At 43.5% G+C, this 19,047-nt stretch carries 19 protein-coding genes; 7 read left to right on the top strand and 12 right to left on the bottom strand.

The window, feature by feature from the left end; translation table 11 throughout:
• Positions 1-20: 20 nt before the first annotated feature.
• The 6 genes from A3860_RS13220 to A3860_RS13195 form a co-directional block, all read right to left on the bottom strand.
• Complete coding sequence (locus A3860_RS13220; protein WP_245843536.1) at positions 21-932, bottom strand: DUF5777 family beta-barrel protein; 912 nt, start codon at positions 930-932, stop codon at positions 21-23.
• Positions 919-1,470 (bottom strand): YceI family protein, encoded by a 552-nt coding sequence (locus tag A3860_RS13215; protein ID WP_081147188.1) that lies wholly within the window; start codon positions 1,468-1,470, stop codon positions 919-921. The genes A3860_RS13220 and A3860_RS13215 overlap by 14 nt, the downstream gene beginning before the upstream one ends.
• A gap of 27 nt (positions 1,471-1,497) precedes the next feature.
• Positions 1,498-1,917, bottom strand: a complete 420-nt coding sequence (locus A3860_RS13210) for an OB-fold protein (protein WP_081147187.1) — start codon at positions 1,915-1,917, stop codon at positions 1,498-1,500.
• Between the two features lie 9 nt (positions 1,918-1,926).
• A complete protein-coding gene (locus A3860_RS13205; protein WP_143774078.1) occupies positions 1,927-2,313 on the bottom strand; it encodes a hypothetical protein in 387 nt (128 codons plus the stop codon).
• Between the two features lie 6 nt (positions 2,314-2,319).
• A complete protein-coding gene (locus A3860_RS13200; RefSeq protein WP_143774077.1) occupies positions 2,320-2,691 on the bottom strand; it encodes a hypothetical protein in 372 nt (123 codons plus the stop codon).
• Between the two features lie 190 nt (positions 2,692-2,881).
• Entirely contained in the window at positions 2,882-3,646 is a 765-nt protein-coding gene (locus A3860_RS13195; protein ID WP_081147184.1) for a LytR/AlgR family response regulator transcription factor, read from the bottom strand.
• 101 nt (positions 3,647-3,747) lie between these two features.
• Between A3860_RS13195 and A3860_RS13190 the strand changes: the two genes are divergently transcribed.
• Positions 3,748-4,479: an SDR family NAD(P)-dependent oxidoreductase gene (locus A3860_RS13190; RefSeq protein WP_216823431.1), complete on the top strand. Its 732-nt coding sequence runs from the start codon at positions 3,748-3,750 to the stop codon at positions 4,477-4,479.
• Between the two features lie 38 nt (positions 4,480-4,517).
• Here the strand turns inward: A3860_RS13190 and A3860_RS13185 are convergent, their stop codons facing one another.
• From A3860_RS13185 to A3860_RS13175, 3 genes are all read right to left on the bottom strand, one after another.
• On the bottom strand, positions 4,518-6,404 hold the full coding sequence (locus tag A3860_RS13185; protein WP_081147182.1) for an O-antigen ligase family protein: 1,887 nt from the start codon (positions 6,402-6,404) through the stop codon (positions 4,518-4,520).
• A complete protein-coding gene (locus tag A3860_RS13180; RefSeq protein ID WP_158085232.1) occupies positions 6,376-7,428 on the bottom strand; it encodes a sugar-binding protein in 1,053 nt (350 codons plus the stop codon). The genes A3860_RS13185 and A3860_RS13180 overlap by 29 nt, the downstream gene beginning before the upstream one ends.
• Positions 7,429-7,526: 98 nt before the next feature.
• Positions 7,527-9,026, bottom strand: a complete 1,500-nt coding sequence (locus A3860_RS13175; protein ID WP_143774076.1) for a transglutaminase-like domain-containing protein — start codon at positions 9,024-9,026, stop codon at positions 7,527-7,529.
• Positions 9,027-9,758: 732 nt separating this feature from the next.
• Between A3860_RS13175 and A3860_RS13160 the strand changes: the two genes are divergently transcribed.
• The 5 genes from A3860_RS13160 (at position 9,759) to A3860_RS13140 (ending at position 15,282) form a co-directional block, all read left to right on the top strand.
• A complete protein-coding gene (locus A3860_RS13160) occupies positions 9,759-10,826 on the top strand; it encodes a BF3164 family lipoprotein (RefSeq protein WP_081147177.1) in 1,068 nt (355 codons plus the stop codon).
• Positions 10,826-11,362, top strand: a complete 537-nt coding sequence (locus A3860_RS13155) for a hypothetical protein (RefSeq protein WP_081147176.1) — start codon at positions 10,826-10,828, stop codon at positions 11,360-11,362. Before A3860_RS13160 ends, A3860_RS13155 begins: the two co-directional genes overlap by 1 nt.
• Before the next feature lie 51 nt (positions 11,363-11,413).
• Positions 11,414-12,280, top strand: coding sequence for a GLPGLI family protein (locus A3860_RS13150; RefSeq protein WP_158085231.1), 867 nt, complete (start codon positions 11,414-11,416; stop codon positions 12,278-12,280).
• Positions 12,267-14,963, top strand: a complete 2,697-nt coding sequence (locus A3860_RS13145; protein WP_158085230.1) for a carboxypeptidase-like regulatory domain-containing protein — start codon at positions 12,267-12,269, stop codon at positions 14,961-14,963. The genes A3860_RS13150 and A3860_RS13145 overlap by 14 nt, the downstream gene beginning before the upstream one ends.
• A gap of 88 nt (positions 14,964-15,051) precedes the next feature.
• Positions 15,052-15,282 carry a T9SS type A sorting domain-containing protein gene (locus A3860_RS13140; RefSeq protein ID WP_081147173.1) on the top strand — a complete coding sequence of 77 codons (231 nt, stop codon included), beginning with the start codon at positions 15,052-15,054 and terminating at the stop codon, positions 15,280-15,282.
• 59 nt (positions 15,283-15,341) lie between these two features.
• On the opposite strand, the gene A3860_RS13135 is transcribed toward A3860_RS13140, so the two are convergent.
• Both A3860_RS13135 and A3860_RS13130 read right to left on the bottom strand, forming a co-directional pair.
• Positions 15,342-15,806, bottom strand: coding sequence for a MarR family winged helix-turn-helix transcriptional regulator (locus tag A3860_RS13135; RefSeq protein WP_081147172.1), 465 nt, complete (start codon positions 15,804-15,806; stop codon positions 15,342-15,344).
• Between the two features lie 18 nt (positions 15,807-15,824).
• The gene (locus A3860_RS13130) at positions 15,825-16,244 is read right to left on the bottom strand and encodes an SRPBCC family protein (RefSeq protein ID WP_081147171.1); all 420 of its coding nucleotides are present in this window, start codon (positions 16,242-16,244) and stop codon (positions 15,825-15,827) included.
• A 181-nt stretch (positions 16,245-16,425) separates the two neighbouring features.
• Between A3860_RS13130 and A3860_RS13125 the strand changes: the two genes are divergently transcribed.
• Positions 16,426-17,265: a hypothetical protein gene (locus A3860_RS13125; protein ID WP_081147170.1), complete on the top strand. Its 840-nt coding sequence runs from the start codon at positions 16,426-16,428 to the stop codon at positions 17,263-17,265.
• A gap of 69 nt (positions 17,266-17,334) precedes the next feature.
• Here the strand turns inward: A3860_RS13125 and A3860_RS13120 are convergent, their stop codons facing one another.
• Complete coding sequence (locus tag A3860_RS13120) at positions 17,335-19,044, bottom strand: c-type cytochrome (RefSeq protein ID WP_158085229.1); 1,710 nt, start codon at positions 19,042-19,044, stop codon at positions 17,335-17,337.
• Between the last annotated feature and the right edge of the window lie 3 nt (positions 19,045-19,047).

Below are 19,047 nucleotides of genomic sequence, written 5' to 3'. Positions count from 1 at the left end.
TCATTTGTAAAACCGATTCCTTAATGATGCCTGCCGACCGTAAACACCCGCGATAAATTAAATCCGAAACGCACTTCTCCCTTGCCCCAGTCGCCCGTGGTATTGGTAATAAATGCTTTCTCGTTCATACCGGTGGAATTTGAAAAATGTAACTGAAATACATGGCCGCCGGTCTCAATATCAAAGCCCACAGACAGGGGATCTTTGTATATTTTTTTATCGAGCCCTTTTGCGATATAATGGTAATCGGCCACAAAAGCTATCCGCTTCCACAGTTTGAACCTGGTGCCAATGCCCAGGGCATACACGTCGTTTTCTTCACTGGCCAGCTGTACCAGGTTGCGATGAATAAAAATGGGCGCCAGCTGCAAACTAAAGCGGTCGCTGAATTTGCGGCCAATGATCAGCTCATTATAAAAGTCCATGCGGCTGGTGAAATAATTCTTGCGGGTGGTATCGGTCCATGGCTGGGTACCCAGGGTTATGCCACTTACCAGCACAATGGAAAATGGAAAAGAACCCGGGCCTTTGGTTTGCGCAACCGGTCTGAACTTGATAAAGCCATCCAGTTCCTTCCCTACATTGCTGCGGCCAACACCAACGGTGAGGTTATTCGAGATACCATAATCCAATCCAAAACGCATGCTGGCCTGGTCAAGCCCAAACAGGTTACTGATGCCCGAACTCACTTCGCCAAAGCGATGCAGGATGCGAACATCCAGCACGCCTTTTCCCAGAAATTCTATAGAATGCCCGTTGATGACGCGGGACGATTTAAATGCATTGGTTACCCGCTCTCTTTTTATGGTGTCGTTCTTTTCAACAAGGGAAAGCAGATCGCCCTGCGCATACCCAATTTGTGAAACAATTACCAGTAACAGGCCGGCCACTAATTTTTGTATGTTCCAGGATTTGATTTTACTTAAGCACATTATAATTGCAGTTAATTTTTATGGTAACTGTTTTGGAAACTTTATCTTTTACCAGCGAGGGGATCTCAATTTTATAATCGGCCAGTAACACGGTAAAGGAAGCATCTGAATGAACGGTTTCCCCGGTCACTTTTAAGGTACCGGTTGTTTCTATTTCTTTTTTTTCTCCATGCATATCGAGCACGCCTTTTACAGTTACCGGGTAAGAACCATCTTTCTGAAAATTCACTTTGTCGATATTCACGATCTTTCCTTTGAAAACCGATTTGGGAAACTTATCGCTTTCCATATAATTTTCATTGAAATGCTCCTGCATCAGGGCTCTTTTAAACTCGAACCCTTTAACCAGCAAGGCAAATTCAATTTGCCCCGTTGCGGCATCAAATACACTGGTGGTAGCCTTATTGACCCCGTCAATATCTTCCGCGGCCGTACCGGCGGCAAAACTTATTTGACCGCTTTTTGTAAAATATCTTTTCTGCGAAAAAACCGGTATCGTGAGCACCAGTAATACAACCGCAATCAGCATCTGTTTCATAGAATAGAATTTATTTTATTGGCAACCTTATTCCGCAAGGCTGCATTTGTTTAATACTATATCGCTTAACATACCGGTGCATATTCCTTTTATACGAACAGGAGCACCGGTCTTAATTTTTTTTACGCCTTCATCATCCTGGTAAAAGCTGCAGGTTACGGCAGCAAGCAGGTCGTTTGTTCGCAAGGTCACCGTTGCCTGACCGCTGCTATCGGTTTGAATACCGTTAACGATACCTGATACAATCAATACCTTGTCGACATATTTTGCATTGCCGGCCATTTCATCCTGCTGAAATGCTTTTAACAGCTCAATGGCCGTTATTTCAATACCGCCTTTTTCTTTTCTTATATCAGGCGGTGGTTTTTGATACAGGAACCAGCCATAGCCGGCTGCTGCCAGCGCCAGCACGATGACGCCTGTTATTATCTTTTTCCATGTACGCATAAATATCGTTCAGTTATTAGGTGTGCCTGAGCTGATCCAGCATTTCAGTATAGCAATTTCCTCAGTGGCCAGTGCCGCTGTGGGTGGCATTGTTTTTTCAACAATTGCGCGCTGGTTAATGCGGCCGGCATGGGCCTTCACCTGATCATAGGTTTCGAGCACCACACCTCCGGCCGCGTTGCGCGCACTGTGACAGTTATTACATTTGTTCGTCAGAATGGATTGCACTTTGGCATAGGTGGCCGATACCGTAGAACAATCGACCGCACTGTTGGGGTACAGCAATTCTTCTTTATCGTAATAACACCCTGTAGTAAATGTAGCCATGACGGTTATGATGGACATAATGTACCATCGCTTCCTGTTTGCCAGGAATCGTATTCGTTGGTTATTCATATGAGTTTAGTTGTTTATGGCCCCTGCTGAGACCCATTTTTCAATTTGACGAATCTGGCAACCTGTAAGTTTGGTAGTTCCCGGCGGCATCGGTTTATACCCGGTTGCCTGCTTTATGCTGCCCAGCAGCCTGCCATTAAGCGCAACAGTTTTTACCCCGTCGTAGGCGCTTAGGTCTATTCCAGCCCTGGTAGTGGTAGCGTTATGGCATTTTGTACAATAAGTAGTCAATAATGGTGCTACACCGCCTGAATAAGTAGATACAATAGTACCGCAGGTGTCGCTGTTATTATTTCCATCTTTGAGCGGGATCTCATGCTTGCAGGTTACAACAAGGAATGCAGTTATACTAAACGCAACGATCAAACTAAGTTTCACAGTAGTTTTCATTAAATGAATAAAAGGGTACTTTTTAAACTCAATTTCTATGCTGATATTATCATGATACAATTTCAAAATACCCACTGGTAGAAATTGAATACCGGATAGTCGTATTAAGGGGCTGAATGGGATCCTTCCATGCTTCGACTGAGCTCAGTACGCTCAGGATCCTCTGGGGCGGATATAGTTAAGCCATTTCGAACCCGCCCAGCATCCAGTTGCAAAATGATTCGGTGCGGCCAAAACTGGTGATGGTGTCGTGAATGGTTTCAGGCTTCAACACCACCTGCATTCTTGATTTACTGGCAGGCAGTAATTTTACTATAGCAGAAATATTAATGATGAACTGCCGGTTAATACGAAAGAAGCTGGAAGGGTTCAGTTGCTGTTCCAGCTTTTCTAACGTAAATCCCGTATTGTATTTCACCTTTTGAAAAGTAACCAGATAAACAATTTTTTGCTCGGTGAAAAAATAAGCCACGTCTTCTGCGGGTATCAATTTCATTTGCCGGCCAATGGTAACGAGGAACCTTTCCTGCCAGGAAGTTTTGCCGGGTTTTACTATGAATTTAATTTCACCGGCATGCTCACCCGGTGAAAAAAAAGTTTCATACCGGTTAAGCGCTTCTTTCAGTTCATCCCTTTTTACAGGTTTTAATAAATAATAGATCCCATTTGCTTTAAATGCATCAATGGTATATTTCTCATACAGGCAGGTGAATATTACCGGTGGCTTTTTGGGCAGGGTTTTAAAGATCTCAAAGCTTAACCCATCGGGCAGCTCGATAGCAGCAATTACCAGATCAGGCAGGGGATTTTTTTGCAACCATTGCCGGGCAGTTTTAATATCCCCGCACCGGCCGCATATTTTCTTTTCAGGCGCGATCTCATTTAATAATTTTTCAAGATGTTTTATAGCCTGGGAATCCTGGTCAATAATTAGAGTACGCATATTGTTTATATAACAACTTATGCGCCGTTTTCTTTCTTTTTATTTATCCACCCCAGGCATTTATTTTCACATACAATTATTTTTAATAATTACCCCTATTTTTGACAAGCGAAGCTCACAATATGAAGATCATCATTATCGGCGCTACTTCCGGTATTGGAAGGGAGCTGGCGCAACAATATATAATGCTGGGCCATACAGTGGCAGTTACGGGCAGAAGACAGCCATTGTTGCTGGAGCTGAAAACGCAGCATGCGGCCATTGAAACCGCCTGTTTTGATGTGCAGGCTGCCAATGCTGTACTGGAACTGCAGTCACTGATAACAAAATTAGACGGCCTCGATCTGTTGATCTACAGCGCCGGCTATGGGGAACCTTCTGCCGACCTGGTTGAGGAAACAGAAATTGATGCTACCACCACTAACGTAATGGGCTTTGTAAAAATAGCCGCTTTCTCCTTTAATTATTTCCGCAAACAGGGCCATGGCCAACTGGCCGTGATCTCTTCAGTAGCGGCAGTAAGAGGCAACAGCTGGACGCCCGCCTACAGCGCCAGCAAAGCGTATGTGAGCAATTATTCAGAAGGCCTGAACATAAAAGCCCGCAAACTTCAACTCGATATTGTTGTCACCGATATCCGTCCCGGATTTGTAAATACTAAAATGGCCAAAGGTTATGGGCAATTCTGGGTGGCGCCCGTAACAAAAGCTGCCCGCCAGATCATCGCTGCCATCGCAGCCAAAAAGCGGGTGGCTTATATAACAAAACGGTGGTGGCTGATCGCTTTCCTTTTGAAAAGACTTCCTTTCTGGATCTACAGAAGGTTAGGGTAATCCTACTGGTTGCAAGGGTCAAAAACCATATCGCCGGATCATGGCAGGTGGTTTAATATAGTTTCCGCTTCGGCCTTCAGCTTATCTACCTCTGTAGAAGGAATTTTTACCGGCATTGTCAATATTGTATGTGCTATCGCCCTGGCGTTGAGGGTGTCCTTTGTTTCATGGAAGAGTTTTAATAACTCCACTTTCGTTCCAAACTTATTGGGCAAATAATGACACAACCATTCATAATTTTCAATCGCTTTTTTTTGATTGCCGCTTTTTCTGTATGCTTCTGCCAGCGTTTCAATAGTGATCCTGGAGATAAAATATTTTTTTGCTTCTTCCAGTATAATGGAAGCCTTTACGCAATCTGCACTGTCTTCTGAAAGGAAAATGCCATATTCAGTTAAAAATTTTCCATTATACTTAAAAGGCTCCATAAGTCTGATATATTCTCCATTTAAGCCGGTCCGCGATGCATTTAGCTGATTACGCAGTGTATCTAATTCCTGTTTTGCCTGCCATAAACCGAAAGCCCGACAAGCAACTATTGCTGCTGGTATGATGAGAATTGCAGGCAACAGTCTGGCAGGGGCATTGGATAATTGACCGGGCATCTTAAACCAGGCGTACCTGGTTTCATTTACAACCGCTGCGATCGCAAAACACAATGCAAGCAACATAAGCATGCAGTTTACATGCAACGGATAAGAACTAAGCCCACAAACAAGAATGCCGGTGGCCGTAAGCTTGGCTGCATTCAACAGGTCGGCGTGGCGGATCGACTTCGCAGCAAAGAACCCTGTTAAAAGCAATGCAACAATTATAAAACCCGGAAGCCCGATCGTATGAAAGAGCTGAACATATTCATTGAAAAGGATGTAACTTTCGCCGGCACTCAGGAAGTAATCCCTTGAAGGAGCCGAATGCATGGCAAAGTATTGCGCCTGCCATTGTGGGTAATACCAGGTGAACCGGCCTATTCCTGTTCCCAACCAGAAATGATCGGTGAGGTGATCTGTTGCCGTATCCAGGGCCATTAAGCGGCCAAGTGCCGATAGTTTTTTCAAATTAAACAGGTTCCAGGCCATATAACCCAATGCGGCAAGTAATACTCCTGCAGCAGTAAGGATAAGCACCTTTGGTAATTTTAAAATAACTGCTTTTATTGTTTTCCCATAATGCAGTATGAAAAAATAAAGCAGTAATACGATCAGCGCCAAAAGCGCAGTACGTGATTGCGATTGCCACACGATGAATACAACAAAGCCAACCACCACGGCAAAAACAATACATTTTATACCTTTCAATAACTGCACAAGCCTTTTGGGCATGATTGGCTGCTTCATACCCGGGAAAAGGCCGGTCATTGAAAAAAAGAGGTAGTACAGGAAAGGAAGTTGAGCGACAAGATAAAAACTGAATACACCCGAATTTTGCAATGTTCCCTGGATGTTCAGTTTCTGAATGTTGAGAGCAAATCCACCCATCTGTTCAAAGGCCAGGCATAATTGCCAGAAGAACATAATTCCCAGAACTATTAACAGGAAATGCGCTACTCGTATACCCGTCCACATCAAGAGCGTACAAAGCAGGATCACAACAGTGATATTTGTAAAATACTCATTCGCAAAAGAGTAGTAACGGCAGAATAACAGGCAAAGGATAAATACATTTACCAAAAGCATTGACAGGCTTTGCCTGACACCGGGCTTTTTTTTAGAAAACACGAACAGCAACATACTTACGAACCAGCAACATAAAGCTACAAAGGCGGCGAAATACTGGCCATTTTCATTCAATAGATAATTGAATGCAAACGGGTAATAGAAAAGATAGTAAGCATAAAGAATAACAAAAGTGAGAAAAACAAGCGGTGTTAACAATTTATCGATGGTATTCATTTTTTCAGTTTGCCTGGTACAAAACAATTCCATAAAAAGGAGTTAAGGGCGGGTCGGCGTCCCAATGGCCATAGGCATGTGATTCATCAGACGAATATTTCAATGTGTAGGTGCCAGCTTTTAAACTGATCACCGTATCTGCAAGCCGGTTCTTGACACAACCGCCGGCATGTATGGTATTCATTGCACTCATTGCCCATACAATGCGCCCCTTATCATCTTCGATATAACCGTAATCACATAAAGTTTTTAAGGTGGAAACTTTTTCTTTTGAGATGTATCGCCGCTCATACTGAATAAAAAAATCGTATACTCTCACTAAAAAGTAAAGGTTTTTTTTATCCCAACACGATCTTAGCAAAGCCCCGCAATCATATTTATCTTTTACCTCTCCGGCAATGACCTTTTCAATGGCAGTGGCCGGAATATTATCCCAGCATAAAGTATCCGTAGTTTTATATTTACTATAAATGCAATCCTGTTGTGAAGAAAGGTCCTTTTTCGCGGTTAACCGGAGCTTACCATAATTATAAATATGATCCACTAAAGGATCGGTACCGGTATGCCATCCGATCTTTCCTTCCTGCCTTATGCCATCATCGTTATCACCTACGGCAAAATCAAAATCCATTTCAACACCTTCTTTGGGTTGCGTGCCCAGTTCATTCCAGGGAATGGAAATTAAAAATTCAGCAGTATGGTTAGTCGAATCGATCTTTTTGGAAAAAGTGATAGCACTTTTCTTTGCCCCTGAAGTACCCATGAACCCTTCCACCGCAGTGAAAAGGTAATTACGGTGATCATTCTGTGAAGGATGAAAGAAGAATTCCAGATCGTCATTTTTCAGGAAATAAGGCGCTCTTACCTGAGCAAGGGGCCTTACCAGCTCTCCTACCCCATATACCTGCACGGCTGCATCCTGCTTAATGGTGAATGACTGCATTGTATCGCAATAGTCAGGTATGTTCACGAGCGCAGCCAGCCGGGGTTTATTATTGTATTTTTTATTTATCAGCGGTATGGCATTGTGCGTATTACCTGTTATTGTCGAAGCCATTATTAGCGCAGGTTCCCCGTGATTGACCGGAACACTAATTTTTGACCGGCAGGCATTAAGCAAAACCAGTGTTAAAAGGGCTATTGCTGTTCTTTTATTTACCACCATATCTGTTGTTTGTTTTCGAACGTGAAGATCCTTTCCTGGAACCCTGCATCCAGGTTACGGATAAAAAGCAATGCATTTTCAGGAACATGATCAAAGACCAGATAGTCTTTCGTTGCCATTTGTTTTCCTAATGATATCCATTCTTTATTCCAGTAATACAGTTCGTAGTTATAACCGGGTATAATATTGTTACTCTGGTCTTCAGGGTACTTTTTTACTATTATTATTTCCCTGCATTGCTGCAGATTGGCATGCAGGGTACGTACCGTTCCGTTCCTGTGCAAAATAAGCGGGTCGGCTGCCGGCCAGTATTCATTATTACGATATATCATCGGCAGGTATACGACATCCCTGCCCAAAGTGGCAAATGACACTTTTTTATCAGCGCCTGTTTTTCCCCACTGCACCGGCTCCCATTGTTTATTATTGAAAACACACAGGTAGGCCAGCCCCTGTTGAGGCAGAATGGTATCGAGCGTAAGCGTTATAGTTGAAACAGGAATAACCCTGTCTGTTACATCCTCGTGATGATGGTCCTGAAAAAAAACGGGCACATCAGCAACCTGCCTGGCATTAATGGTGTCTGTCACTTTTTCAAAACTGTACCTGTAGATCTTTGCCCGCTTTCGTTTCATTTGAGTGGCGCCCAGATAATTGTAACCAGGGTCTTCTACTTTTTCAAAACCCGGGTCCGATTCGCCTCCCATAAAGGTGATATCGCCGAGCGGGGAAATCAAACTATTCCAGTCGTGCCTGCCGCTTTTATTTGCCCAGAAGGGCGTATAATCGAGTGTAACGGGAATACCCATGGCACGCATAGCATAGGCCGCCAGTTGAGCAGCCTGGATACATTGCCCCGCTTTTAATTTCAGCAACTCGCCGCAGTTAGGGTCGCCAACACAGTTGAATTTCGGCGTGATATAGAACCACTTGCGGATATCATTATTGATCAAAGAGGCTGCTTCTATAAGGCTGCCACTGTCTTTAACAGTTTTAAGCACCCAGGCATACCGCTGCATCATGTTTACCCGCCAGCTTTCAGGGCTTTCATTTTTTAATTTATACGGCAGTATATATTTGCAGAAGTCATCGAAATTCAGCCGGCGGGCCCAGGGGTAATTCCAGGCGTTGAATGCATTATCTATATTATCTACCAGCAGCTCGCATGTTATTATATCTATATCTTTAATAGTATCGGGGGTAGTTGTTACCCGTTGGCCCAATGACGCTGTCAGGGAATCCCATATTTTTCTGGCGCTGCCTTTACCCAATTTGTTCAGGGAATCCATTTGATTGAAAATTCTACGGGATTCCTGCACCGATTCACCTGCCAGATGAAACTGATCGTCCATATTCCTGATCAAAAAATAGGCAGCTTTCAGCTTCAGGCTGTCATTCGGTTGCTGGTAATGGCTGATCAGCTTTATCAGTTCCTTTTTATTGGAAGTTGCGGCTATGATCTGTTCAATATCTGCTGGCGCAGGGCGCATACAGCTTCCCCAGCAAAATGAGATTATTGCAATCAGTAAATTGTTAACGGCTTTCAATGAACGATTATTTAAGGTAGGAGATAATATTGACTAAGATAAATCAAACCTTTTATCCGGGGATCACCATCAGCAATAAAGAATTGAAAAAAATTAAATCAGCCGCTTCCTGTAATTACGTGATCAATGCCGTGATTTAACAAACCAATTGAAACTAACCGTTATAGATGCGAAAAATGTTAAGCAAAAAATTAAGCAAAAAGTTAAGCAGGTTTTTTCTTTTCTATATTATGCGCAATATTTATTTTTATTGCATGTTAACATCTTCATAGAATTGGCTTGCACCCATGCGGGAGAATTGCTGTACGCCCTATATCTGCAAAATATTCAAGACGAGCAACATTAACCAACCATCAACCTTTATTAAAATGAAGAAAGGATTGCTTTTAATCGCCTTCGCAACTTTATCCATTACAGCGAGCTTATTCGCTCAAGTTGAGCCAGCCTACAATTGCGCTTACACAGGAAATGCCGCCGACGAATGTTACACTTCAGACGGCACCAGCAACATTATAGTTATTAACTGCCGCCCTGGTTCAACCAGCTGCGGTTACTAGTAGTGTTTCCTAAAAATTAAGACGGTGCCAAAACGGGCACGCCAGATTTGACATAATCAGTACTGACTATTCATTTAATCAGTACTGATTATCTTTTCATCCTACATAGATACTAATCATGTTTACCAATACACGCCTTTTCTTAAATGTATTGGCTGTTACCCTTTTTGCCGGTTGCTACAGCCATACACCCAAACAATCAAAAACAGATTTTGAAGCTTTTCCTGTTGAAAAAAAGCTCGATGAAGTTGAGCTGCGCAAGATTGATGAATTTACTCCCGACTTTATTGATCTTCACAACGATTCCATTTTATATTTTGTAAGTGCCAACGGCGAGAAAAGGTATCATTTTGCTTTATACCACCTGCAAGAAAAGACATTCCTTCATCCCCTGCTTCCTGCAGGAAGAAAAGAAGGCCAGGCACTGGGCTTCCATTCGTATGGTTTTGAAAATAACTATTTGTGGGTCTACGATGTAAACAAGGAAAAGATCACTTGCACAGGTTTGGATAGCCTCCGGGACACCAGCAGCAATCATTTCATAAAGGAATTACCAGCTCCCGGACACTACTACTCTGTTCAATTACTGAACGACAGTACCCTGCTGACCAGTGGAAATTACGACGCCAAAGACGATTACAAGATTGCGACCATAAACCTTATGAATGGCCAAATCTCCAATCAAATGACACCTTATGCGCCTGACAGTTCCGCATCATTCAACCGGGCCCAGAAAATGGCTTACGAAAGTTTTCTGTTTGTAAGGCCTTCAAAAGACAAATGTGTGCTGGCCAGCCGCTATACCGACAGGATCGAAATCATAGACCTGAACTCCCGCAAATCAATAGTCGTTAAAGGAACGGAAGGATTTGAACCTGAAATGAAAGTAGTCAGCGGACGTGATGGCAGAAAAATAAGCATCAGCGGACCTAATACCAGGCAGGCATTTGTGCGGGGAGAAGTGACCAACAACTTTATTTACCTGCTGTATTCAGGCAATGTAGACGGCACCAAACACTTGTTCTATGGAAAATATATTTACGTATATGACTGGGACGGAAAACCGGTTCAAAGACTGGAACTGGCTAACGACGTGAAAGATTTTGCCGTTACCCGCAATGATTCCCTGTTATATACTTACAATCCCCTGTCTAAATTCATCAGCGTTGCAAAACTTACAAAGTAATGAAGCCTATATATTACTTGCTGCTATTAAGTATCTGGCTGCTGCCTTCCTGTATTAATCGCAAAAAAGCAGCTGATGCGGCCGTAAAGATCGTTATGCCTGCACAAACAGAAGTTTATAACCCCTATATAACCGATACAAACAATGTTACTTTAAAAGCAGATAATAGCCAGTACAAAATTTACGCCTTCATCAATGTGTCGTGTTCCAGCTGTCTCGAAAAACTGGTGAGATGGGACAAGATACAATCGCAGGACCCTGATTTTGGCAAAGTTGCTATTATACCCGTTTGTTATTCGAGGGATAATTTTGAGTTGCTGAAGTTTATGTTTGAGAGCCATAAATTCCCCAACATACATTTTCCACTGGTACTGGACCTAAAGGATTCCTTCGCCATCAAAAACAGTTCGCTGGCAAGAGCTGGTGATTTTACCGCCCTCACCAATGCCCATGACCAGGTATTGCTTACCGGTAACCCGATTGAAAACAACAAGGACAAGGACCAGTTCCTGCATATTATCCGGAATACTGAATAACAAGCGTGCGAATGCTGTTTGCCTATTTTTGTTTATTAAATGTTTTATACGATGAAAACAAAAAGATTGCTGTTGGGCATTTTGCTCGTTATAACCGCCGGTGTTTCCTTTGCCCAGGAATCAATATCGCTGAATGTGGTGTATGAATTCAGTTACGTTCGGGATCTTTCACAAAAAGACAATCCCTATATATCGAACATGGTATTATCGCTGGGCAAAGGCACCAGCCGCTATTGTACAGAAAAAGACTATAAGGATAATGACAGGAACAGTATTGCCAAAAGGAAGCTGCAGCAAACGCAGACGGCTGCGGCACCAAGGCCGGTGAAAGCTGTAGCCGGCGGTCCGGCGCTTTTTGTAGGCAGATCGGGTGTTGCCATCAGAGAGGAAATAATGAAAGATATTCCTAAACGGAAACTGGAAACAACCGGCTTCATCGGCTCCAAGGTATATACAGTACAGACGGAACTGCCCAAAATAAACTGGGAGCTGCGGCCGGAAAGAAAAACGATCGACAAGTATGGCTGTCAGCGGGCATTGGGCCGGTACGCGGGCCGGGATTATGAAGTTTGGTTTGCACCCGATCTGCCTTTTCGGGATGGTCCCTGGAAACTGCAGGGCCTGCCGGGCCTTATACTTGAAGCCCATGATACAAACAACGAGGTAGTGTTTACCTGCAAGGGAATAAGCCGGAACGACGATTCAGCAGAAACGGTTATGTCATTTTTGAAAGACCCATACACCATTACTACAAATTTAAAAAGCTACAATCGCACAAGGGCTTCGTTCGATCAGGACCCTGAAGCGATCATCCTTGCCGAACATCCGGAAGCCAGAATATTTGTTCTGCCCATGGACAGCACGGGCACAAAGAAGGTGATAAAAATAAAACAATACAATCCCCTTGAGAAGGATTAAATACATTCGCGGGCAGCTCGTTACTACTGCCGTTGTCTTCCTTATCCTTTTGGCGCCTGTTGCTTATGCCCAACAACGAAAACTGACCGGTGTTGTAAGTGACAGCGCCAATAAACCACTGCCATCGGCCACGGTGAACCTTGTCAATGATAAAGCAACTATCATAAAATACGATTTTACCGACGAAAATGGCGCGTTCACCTTCAATCTGACCGCCGGGGAAGCGGCTTTACCACTTTGGCTGGAAGCAAGCTATGTAGGCCACCGGAATCAACGGATAGCCCTTTCACCCGGTCAAAATGTTTATCATTTCAAACTTGTTCGCGATCCGGGCATTCTCAACGAAGTGATTGTGCGAACTAAACCGCCGGTTGAACAAACGGGCGATACCCTGCACTACAACGTCAGTAAATTCGCGCGGAAAGAAGACAGAAGCATCGGCGATGTGCTGAAGCGTATGCCCGGCATTGAAGTTGGCGACGACGGCTCCGTTTACTTCAATGGGAAAAAGATCAGCAACCTGTACATTCATGGAGACGACCTGATGACCGGAAGATATGGTGCTGCCACCAAAGTGATACGGAAAGAGATGATTGAAAGCGTGGACATCATCATGAACCACCAGCCTGTCAAAGTGCTTAAGAATAAAATACCAACTGATAATACAGCGCTCAACCTGGTACTGAAAGACGAAAACAGCCTGAAGCTATCGGTCAACGGAATGATTGGCGCAGGCTTGCCCCGGCTGTACGATGCATCGGCAACAGCCGTATTGTTGAACAGCCGCATCAAGGCGCTCAATAATATCGGGCTCAACAACAGCGGCGTAAACTATACAGACGACTTTAAACAGTTGGGGGCTTCCAATTTCATTTCAGAGATCAACAATACGCCGCCTAAAATGGCTTTGTCCATGGCCACTATTGGTCCGCCCGACCTGCCCCTACCCAACTATTATTTCAATAACTCCAAAATCATTAACCTTAACAATCTTTATAAAACGAAGAATGATATTCAGTTCAAAATAAATATGCAGGCTTTTACCGACAGGAATAACCTGGAATACCTGAGCAGAACAGATAACTATTTGCTCAACGATACCATCTCTTTCAGGGAACGACAGTATCTTACCAACAAGCCCTCGTTGCTGAATGCTTCATTCAATATAATGATCAATAAAGAGCCGTATTTTCTCAACAACAACATGAAAGTTGAACTTAGTCATGAAGATAACGGCAGCTTTATGCAATTCAACGATAACACGTTTAACCAGGGCGTAAACAGAAAGATCAAAAACTTCTCGAACGACATAAACTACATACCATCACTACCGGGCAGGGGTATCGGAGAGTTAAGATGGCTTGTTAGCTATAATGAGAATCGGCAATTCCTCGATATTGGAAGTGGATACAATTTTGAGATAGGCAATCAACAGGATTATTACGATGATGTCATTCAAAACCTGCGCATTCCCGCATTATTCTCCCATCTGTATCTCGGGTACAGATTGCCCGGCACTATACTTACACAGAAATATACCGCGGGTTATATTATTGAATCGCAGGACCTGGTTTCACAACTGGAGCTGATCAGGAATGGAGGAACCACCCCATATTCAGGAGATGCGGGCAACAATCTGCAATGGCACAGGAACAATATTTATTTTACACCGGAATACCAGGTTAAATACAAAAGTATAAGATCAACCATTCTGTTACCGGTAACTTATCAAAACATCCATTATTCCCAGCAGGAATATGGTCTGGATTCGAAGAACAACAATCTCCTCTTTAACCCTTCGGCTGATTTCAGGTACGATCTCAATCCGGAGCAGTACCTGGGCGCCAGCTATACGTTCAATAACAGCTTTAGTGACATCTCGGGAATATACCGGGGTGGAATATTGGAAAATTATAGAACATTCAATGCAAAAGACGCCGACCTGCAACAGAAAGCCACTCATTCGCTAGCGGCCAATTATAATTTCCAAAAGGCCATCAACATGCTATTCATCAATTCGGCCATCAGCTTTGACAAAACGATCGCAGAAACCATCCTGTCTACTGAATTCCTGAACAATATACAAAAGACGGTCTTCCTGCCCTACAGGAACACGCAAAGCAGGTTGTCTTTAAAGGCCGGTTTCAGTAAATATCTTTTCAAGCTCAAAACAACGCTTTCACTGAAGTCTCAATGGAGCCGGTTCAGGTATGTACAGATCCTGAACAACACTACCCAGCCGTGTTATAATGACGCCTTGTTGTTCAGCGCGAAACTGATGAAAAAGATATCTCCTGCCATTACCATTATTTACGAACCGAGGGGATCATGGAATACTTCCCACGCCAGTGGAACAGATAGTAAGGCAGGCAGCCTGGTGCATCATGCCTTCCGGCTTGACCAGTACCTGTCGCTGGGAGCGGCGCCCCTGAAGAAAACGAATATTGAAGTAACAGCCAGGCATAGCTTCAGCAATAAATCGAACAGCACCGGAGTTCAATACTTTTTTATGGATGCCAAAGCCACCTATACTGCCAAAAGAATGGACCTGATCTTTTCTGTCACCAATTTGTTTAATGTTACCAACTACACCCTGTATTCCTTAACACCTTACCAACTTATGATAGATCAGTACCACATCAGGGGGCGCATGGGAATACTGCGGCTGAGCTATTATTTCTAGACCCTGGCAGTTACCCTTGTGGTAGCCACCACGGCGAACTCTCCTACTTCAGCTTTGACCGGCAGCCGTTCTGATATTTTCGGTGTTAATGACGTCAATTACCCGAGCACACATCAACATTATTGCCACCGGCGCGCAATCCAGTTCAATTGAACTGTTGGATATTAATGGTAGAAAAATGGTATCGAAGCCAATACATTTGAGCGCCGGTAACAATGCCCTTTCTTTAAATCATCTTCATCAATATGGCAAGGGAACTTACTTCATAAAGATCTTTGCAGATGGGGAGAACCACTTTCAGAAGATAATAATAAAATAGACAGGATGTGAACGTAAGAAGATACAGTCCCGCCGCGTGGCGGGACTCTTTTTATTATATTATTCTTCCTTTTGTGCATTCAGTAATGTCAGGAGCCCATTGTTAAAATTCTTTGTTTTTTCGCCCAGTGATTGAAAAAATTCTGAATCGAATTTTTCAATGATCTTTACCGCCTGCCTGGTGATCTTAATGCCCTGTTCAGTAAGGGAGATGCTTTTTGCCCTTGTGTCGGAATGGTGCTCCTGTCTTTCAATCAACTGTTTTCTTTCCAGTGTTCTGATCACTGTTGAAGTGGTCATCGGGTCAATTTTGCTATGATTTGAAAGGTCTATCTGAGTTACACTTTCCTGCTGCCGGGATAACCATAACAAACTTGCCAGCAAAACAAATTGCGGATGGGTAATATCAATACTATCCAAAGATCTCTTGATCCCTCTTTGCCAGAGCGTGGTTACCTGCCATAGCAGGAAGCCTGAACTTTCTTCAGCAGTTTTTACACCAAAAGCTTTATCCGGTTTCTTCATATTGAAAAAAATAAATAATCAACGCTTACTGGCTGCCTCGATTTGCTTTTTTATATCTGCAGGCAAGGCGTTCACGATATTTTGAGCCACCAATTTAATCCAAACAAAGGACAATAAACCTTTTACGGTAATAGTATTCGTTATTTTCAGCCCGTCTGGCGTTTCTTCAAAGGTATGATTGTCGTACATTCTGGCTAATGGGAATGTAGTAACATCGAGAAAGCTTTTATTGACGTGCGTTTCAAGCAACTCCACTTTCAGTTTTGGGCCACCTTTAGGTTTCAGGGTGAAATGATTGCCTTTTTCAAACCGGCCTTCCAATTGGGCGAATTCAATGCCTTCATCCCAGGTATGCCAATTATTTACATCTGCAAAAAGTTTCCACATTTGTTCTTTGGTAACCTCCTTTGTAACGATTGAATAGGATCTGGTCCACATAGTATTTTCTATTTTATAAGTGCAAATATAATAAGTATACTTATAATATCCAAATAATAAATAAATCGCCTTCCCTACGCACCAAAATTTACAATTCAGTCAGTAAAAAAAGCAATTCGTACCCGTTTGTATTTACTTTACTGGTATGCCGGCCTAATCTTGCACTAAAAATTGATTAAAAATGAGATCGATCCTCTCCACCGCCCGTATAGGTATTGCCGCATTTGCAGGCATTGTAATAGTTCTTTCGCTGTATGCTTTTAAAACCGTTCATACTGTGACCGACGACCTTTGGGCACGACTGGGAATGAATAAAACTGAGGGATTTGAAGGCGCCAAAAACAGCTTTATGCGGGGCTATCTTTATTATTACGGCGCCAAAAACATCAAAAGCATTGCGAAGGGCGACCGCGTTGCAGTAGCCGGTGAGCTGCTAACAACCGTAAAACAATACATTAACAGCGATGCCTTTAAAAAAGAATACGACCAGGAAAGGCAACAGGCAAAGCCACATCAGGATGCAACCCCTATGCGAACCAAAGAGGAAGTGCGCAAAGATGAAATTGACAAAATGGAAAAAGGGTTAAAGCAAACAGAGGAGATGATCAGGAAAACACCCAGCCTTGCCAAGAGCATGCAGGGTGTTATAGACATGTACAAAAAGAATATTGTTGATTATAAAGATCCCAACAGTAAGACGATCGAATTATTTTTCCAGGGCGAAAAATTAAAATATGAAAGGTCAACAGACGGGTATACTAAAGACCTGACTAAATGGAAAGAATCATACCCAGCCGATTATCGTGAGCTGATAAAAACACGTTTGCAAAAATTCCTCGAATTATCAGCCACCGTTGATTTTAATGCGGAACTGAAAGAAGTAAATGGTAAACAAAAATTTGTAAACCCCGATTATGAAGGTAAACCGGCCGATTGGAAAGAGATCTTCAGGGCCGGAAAAGACATAACCGAGGTTAGCCGAAAATTTGCACAGCAATGGCTGGCCGGGTTGGGTAAGTAATTTTCATTGTTTAGTAAAAGAAAAGGGTCCCGGCGCGCCGGGACCCTTTCTATTCCTGTACCAATACTATTATTTTTTAGCCCGTGCCTTCTTCACCTCCCCTTCCGTTACGGCGCTGGCCTTGTTGCCAAAGCTGGCGCGTATAAAGGTGAGCACATTGGCAATATCTTTATCGCTGAGGTAATTCAATGGCGGCATGGCGTTGCCATATTTTTCGCCATCTACCAGCTGCTGGCTAAGGCCTTCCAATACTACATTGATCAACCGGGTTTTATTACCCAATACATAACTTGTTTTCGACAATGGCGGATTCAGGTCCTGCACCCCGCCCCCATCTGCCTGGTGACAGGCTGCACAGTTTTGCGTATACACAATTTTTCCGGCGGCAATTGCCGGACTTGCTGCTGGCGTCGCTTTTGTCGCAGGTTTTGTGGCGGCTGCAGTTTTCACGGCGGTTGTACCCGCAGGCGTCTTTTTAACTGCTGTAGTTTGTTTTGCAGGAACCGCTTTTACTGTGCTTTCTTTTTTATTATACGATATTTTAAAGATAGTGCCACCTTTATCATCGCATACATATAAAGAACCATCGGGGCCCTGTGCCAGCCCGCACGGACGATGATCGGCGCGGCCATTGGCAGTTTTATCGGATGAACCGGAGAAGTTATCGGCAAACACTTCCCATTCGCCGGAAGGCATTCCATTTTTAAATGGCTGGAACACTACAAAAAAACCAGCTTGTGGTTCAGGCGCCCGGTTCCAGGAACCGTGAAAGGCAATAAAGGCGCCGTTCCGGTATTTTTCAGGGAACTGGTTTCCGGTATAAAACAATAAATCATTCGGGGCCATGTGCGCAGGATAAGCTGCAGCCGGTTCAATAAACTCAGCGCTTCCCTCTTTTTTTCCATCACCGCCATATTCGGGCGCCAGCATTTTCTTTTTTTGAAAACGATCGTAGTAAATAAAAGGCCAGCCGGCATTATCGCCCTTATTCAACGCATACATACATTCTGCGGGCAGTTCAGCATTGTCTTTTGCCGTATACATGTCGGGGAAAATAAAATTCAGCTGGTCTCTTCCATGCTGCATCACAAACAACTTGTTGGCCTGGTAATTCCAGTCAACAGCCACCACATTACGCAAACCGGTTGCATACCGAATGCCATCGGCATAGGTCTGGTCTTTTTTATCACGTTTAAACATCCATACGCCGCCACTTGTTTCCAGGAGCGGACAACCTGCCATACCCAATGAACCTTTCTGCCGGTCTTTTTCCTGGCAGGAGTTGGAAGGGCAGCCAATGGGAATATACATATTGCCCTCCTTATCCATCATGATCGATTTTGTTTCATGTGTACCTTTGTCAACCAAACCGGTCACGATCCTTTCCATGGAATTGGTGTCTACCTGATTGTTCGCATCTACTTTATAGCGGAAAATTTCCGAATTGGAAGCGGTGTACAAATAACCATCGCGCAGATAGATACCTGTGCCACCATAATTGCCAAAGCCGAATTTCACCGTCGCTTTTCCATTTTCCTGGTGTAACAACAGCGTGCCGTTGCCATTCACCGGGCGGGCCAGCCGTACGTAAATGTCGTTTTGCGGCGTTATAAGCAAATGCCGCGTTTTGCCCAGCTTATCAGCCACAATGAGCGAAGAAAAACCTTCAGGTAATTTTAAACCTGTAGTGTCGGGCTGCGGAGTTTGTGTTGTTCCGGTAAAAGGCAAAAGCAATAATAAAAAAAACGCTGTGAATACATTGTTCCTGGGTAAGTTCATTTC

The sequence above is a fragment of the Niastella vici genome, assembly GCF_002077945.1.
Taxonomy (GTDB): domain Bacteria; phylum Bacteroidota; class Bacteroidia; order Chitinophagales; family Chitinophagaceae; genus Niastella; species Niastella vici.
The sequence above is the reverse complement of the archived record's forward strand: the minus strand, read 5'-3'. Positions and strand labels throughout refer to the sequence as shown.

What these genes read in the sequence shown, in the direction of transcription:
- A3860_RS13220 (WP_245843536.1), bottom strand. Translation starts at nt 932, where the DNA reads ATGTGCTTAAGTAAAATCAAATCCTGGAACATACAAAAATTAGTGGCC.
- A3860_RS13215 (WP_081147188.1), bottom strand. Translation starts at nt 1,470, where the DNA reads ATGAAACAGATGCTGATTGCGGTTGTATTACTGGTGCTCACGATACCG.
- A3860_RS13210 (WP_081147187.1), bottom strand. Translation starts at nt 1,917, where the DNA reads ATGCGTACATGGAAAAAGATAATAACAGGCGTCATCGTGCTGGCGCTG.
- A3860_RS13205 (WP_143774078.1), bottom strand. Translation starts at nt 2,313, where the DNA reads ATGAATAACCAACGAATACGATTCCTGGCAAACAGGAAGCGATGGTAC.
- A3860_RS13195 (WP_081147184.1), bottom strand. Translation starts at nt 3,646, where the DNA reads ATGCGTACTCTAATTATTGACCAGGATTCCCAGGCTATAAAACATCTT.
- A3860_RS13185 (WP_081147182.1), bottom strand. Translation starts at nt 6,404, where the DNA reads ATGGAATTGTTTTGTACCAGGCAAACTGAAAAAATGAATACCATCGAT.
- A3860_RS13180 (WP_158085232.1), bottom strand. Translation starts at nt 7,428, where the DNA reads ATGGCTTCGACAATAACAGGTAATACGCACAATGCCATACCGCTGATA.
- A3860_RS13175 (WP_143774076.1), bottom strand. Translation starts at nt 9,026, where the DNA reads ATGCGCCCTGCGCCAGCAGATATTGAACAGATCATAGCCGCAACTTCC.
- A3860_RS13160 (WP_081147177.1), top strand. Translation starts at nt 9,759, where the DNA reads ATGTTTACCAATACACGCCTTTTCTTAAATGTATTGGCTGTTACCCTT.
- A3860_RS13155 (WP_081147176.1), top strand. Translation starts at nt 10,826, where the DNA reads ATGAAGCCTATATATTACTTGCTGCTATTAAGTATCTGGCTGCTGCCT.
- A3860_RS13150 (WP_158085231.1), top strand. Translation starts at nt 11,414, where the DNA reads ATGAAAACAAAAAGATTGCTGTTGGGCATTTTGCTCGTTATAACCGCC.
- A3860_RS13140 (WP_081147173.1), top strand. Translation starts at nt 15,052, where the DNA reads ATGACGTCAATTACCCGAGCACACATCAACATTATTGCCACCGGCGCG.
- A3860_RS13135 (WP_081147172.1), bottom strand. Translation starts at nt 15,806, where the DNA reads ATGAAGAAACCGGATAAAGCTTTTGGTGTAAAAACTGCTGAAGAAAGT.
- A3860_RS13130 (WP_081147171.1), bottom strand. Translation starts at nt 16,244, where the DNA reads ATGTGGACCAGATCCTATTCAATCGTTACAAAGGAGGTTACCAAAGAA.
- A3860_RS13125 (WP_081147170.1), top strand. Translation starts at nt 16,426, where the DNA reads ATGAGATCGATCCTCTCCACCGCCCGTATAGGTATTGCCGCATTTGCA.
- A3860_RS13120 (WP_158085229.1), bottom strand. Translation starts at nt 19,044, where the DNA reads ATGAACTTACCCAGGAACAATGTATTCACAGCGTTTTTTTTATTATTG.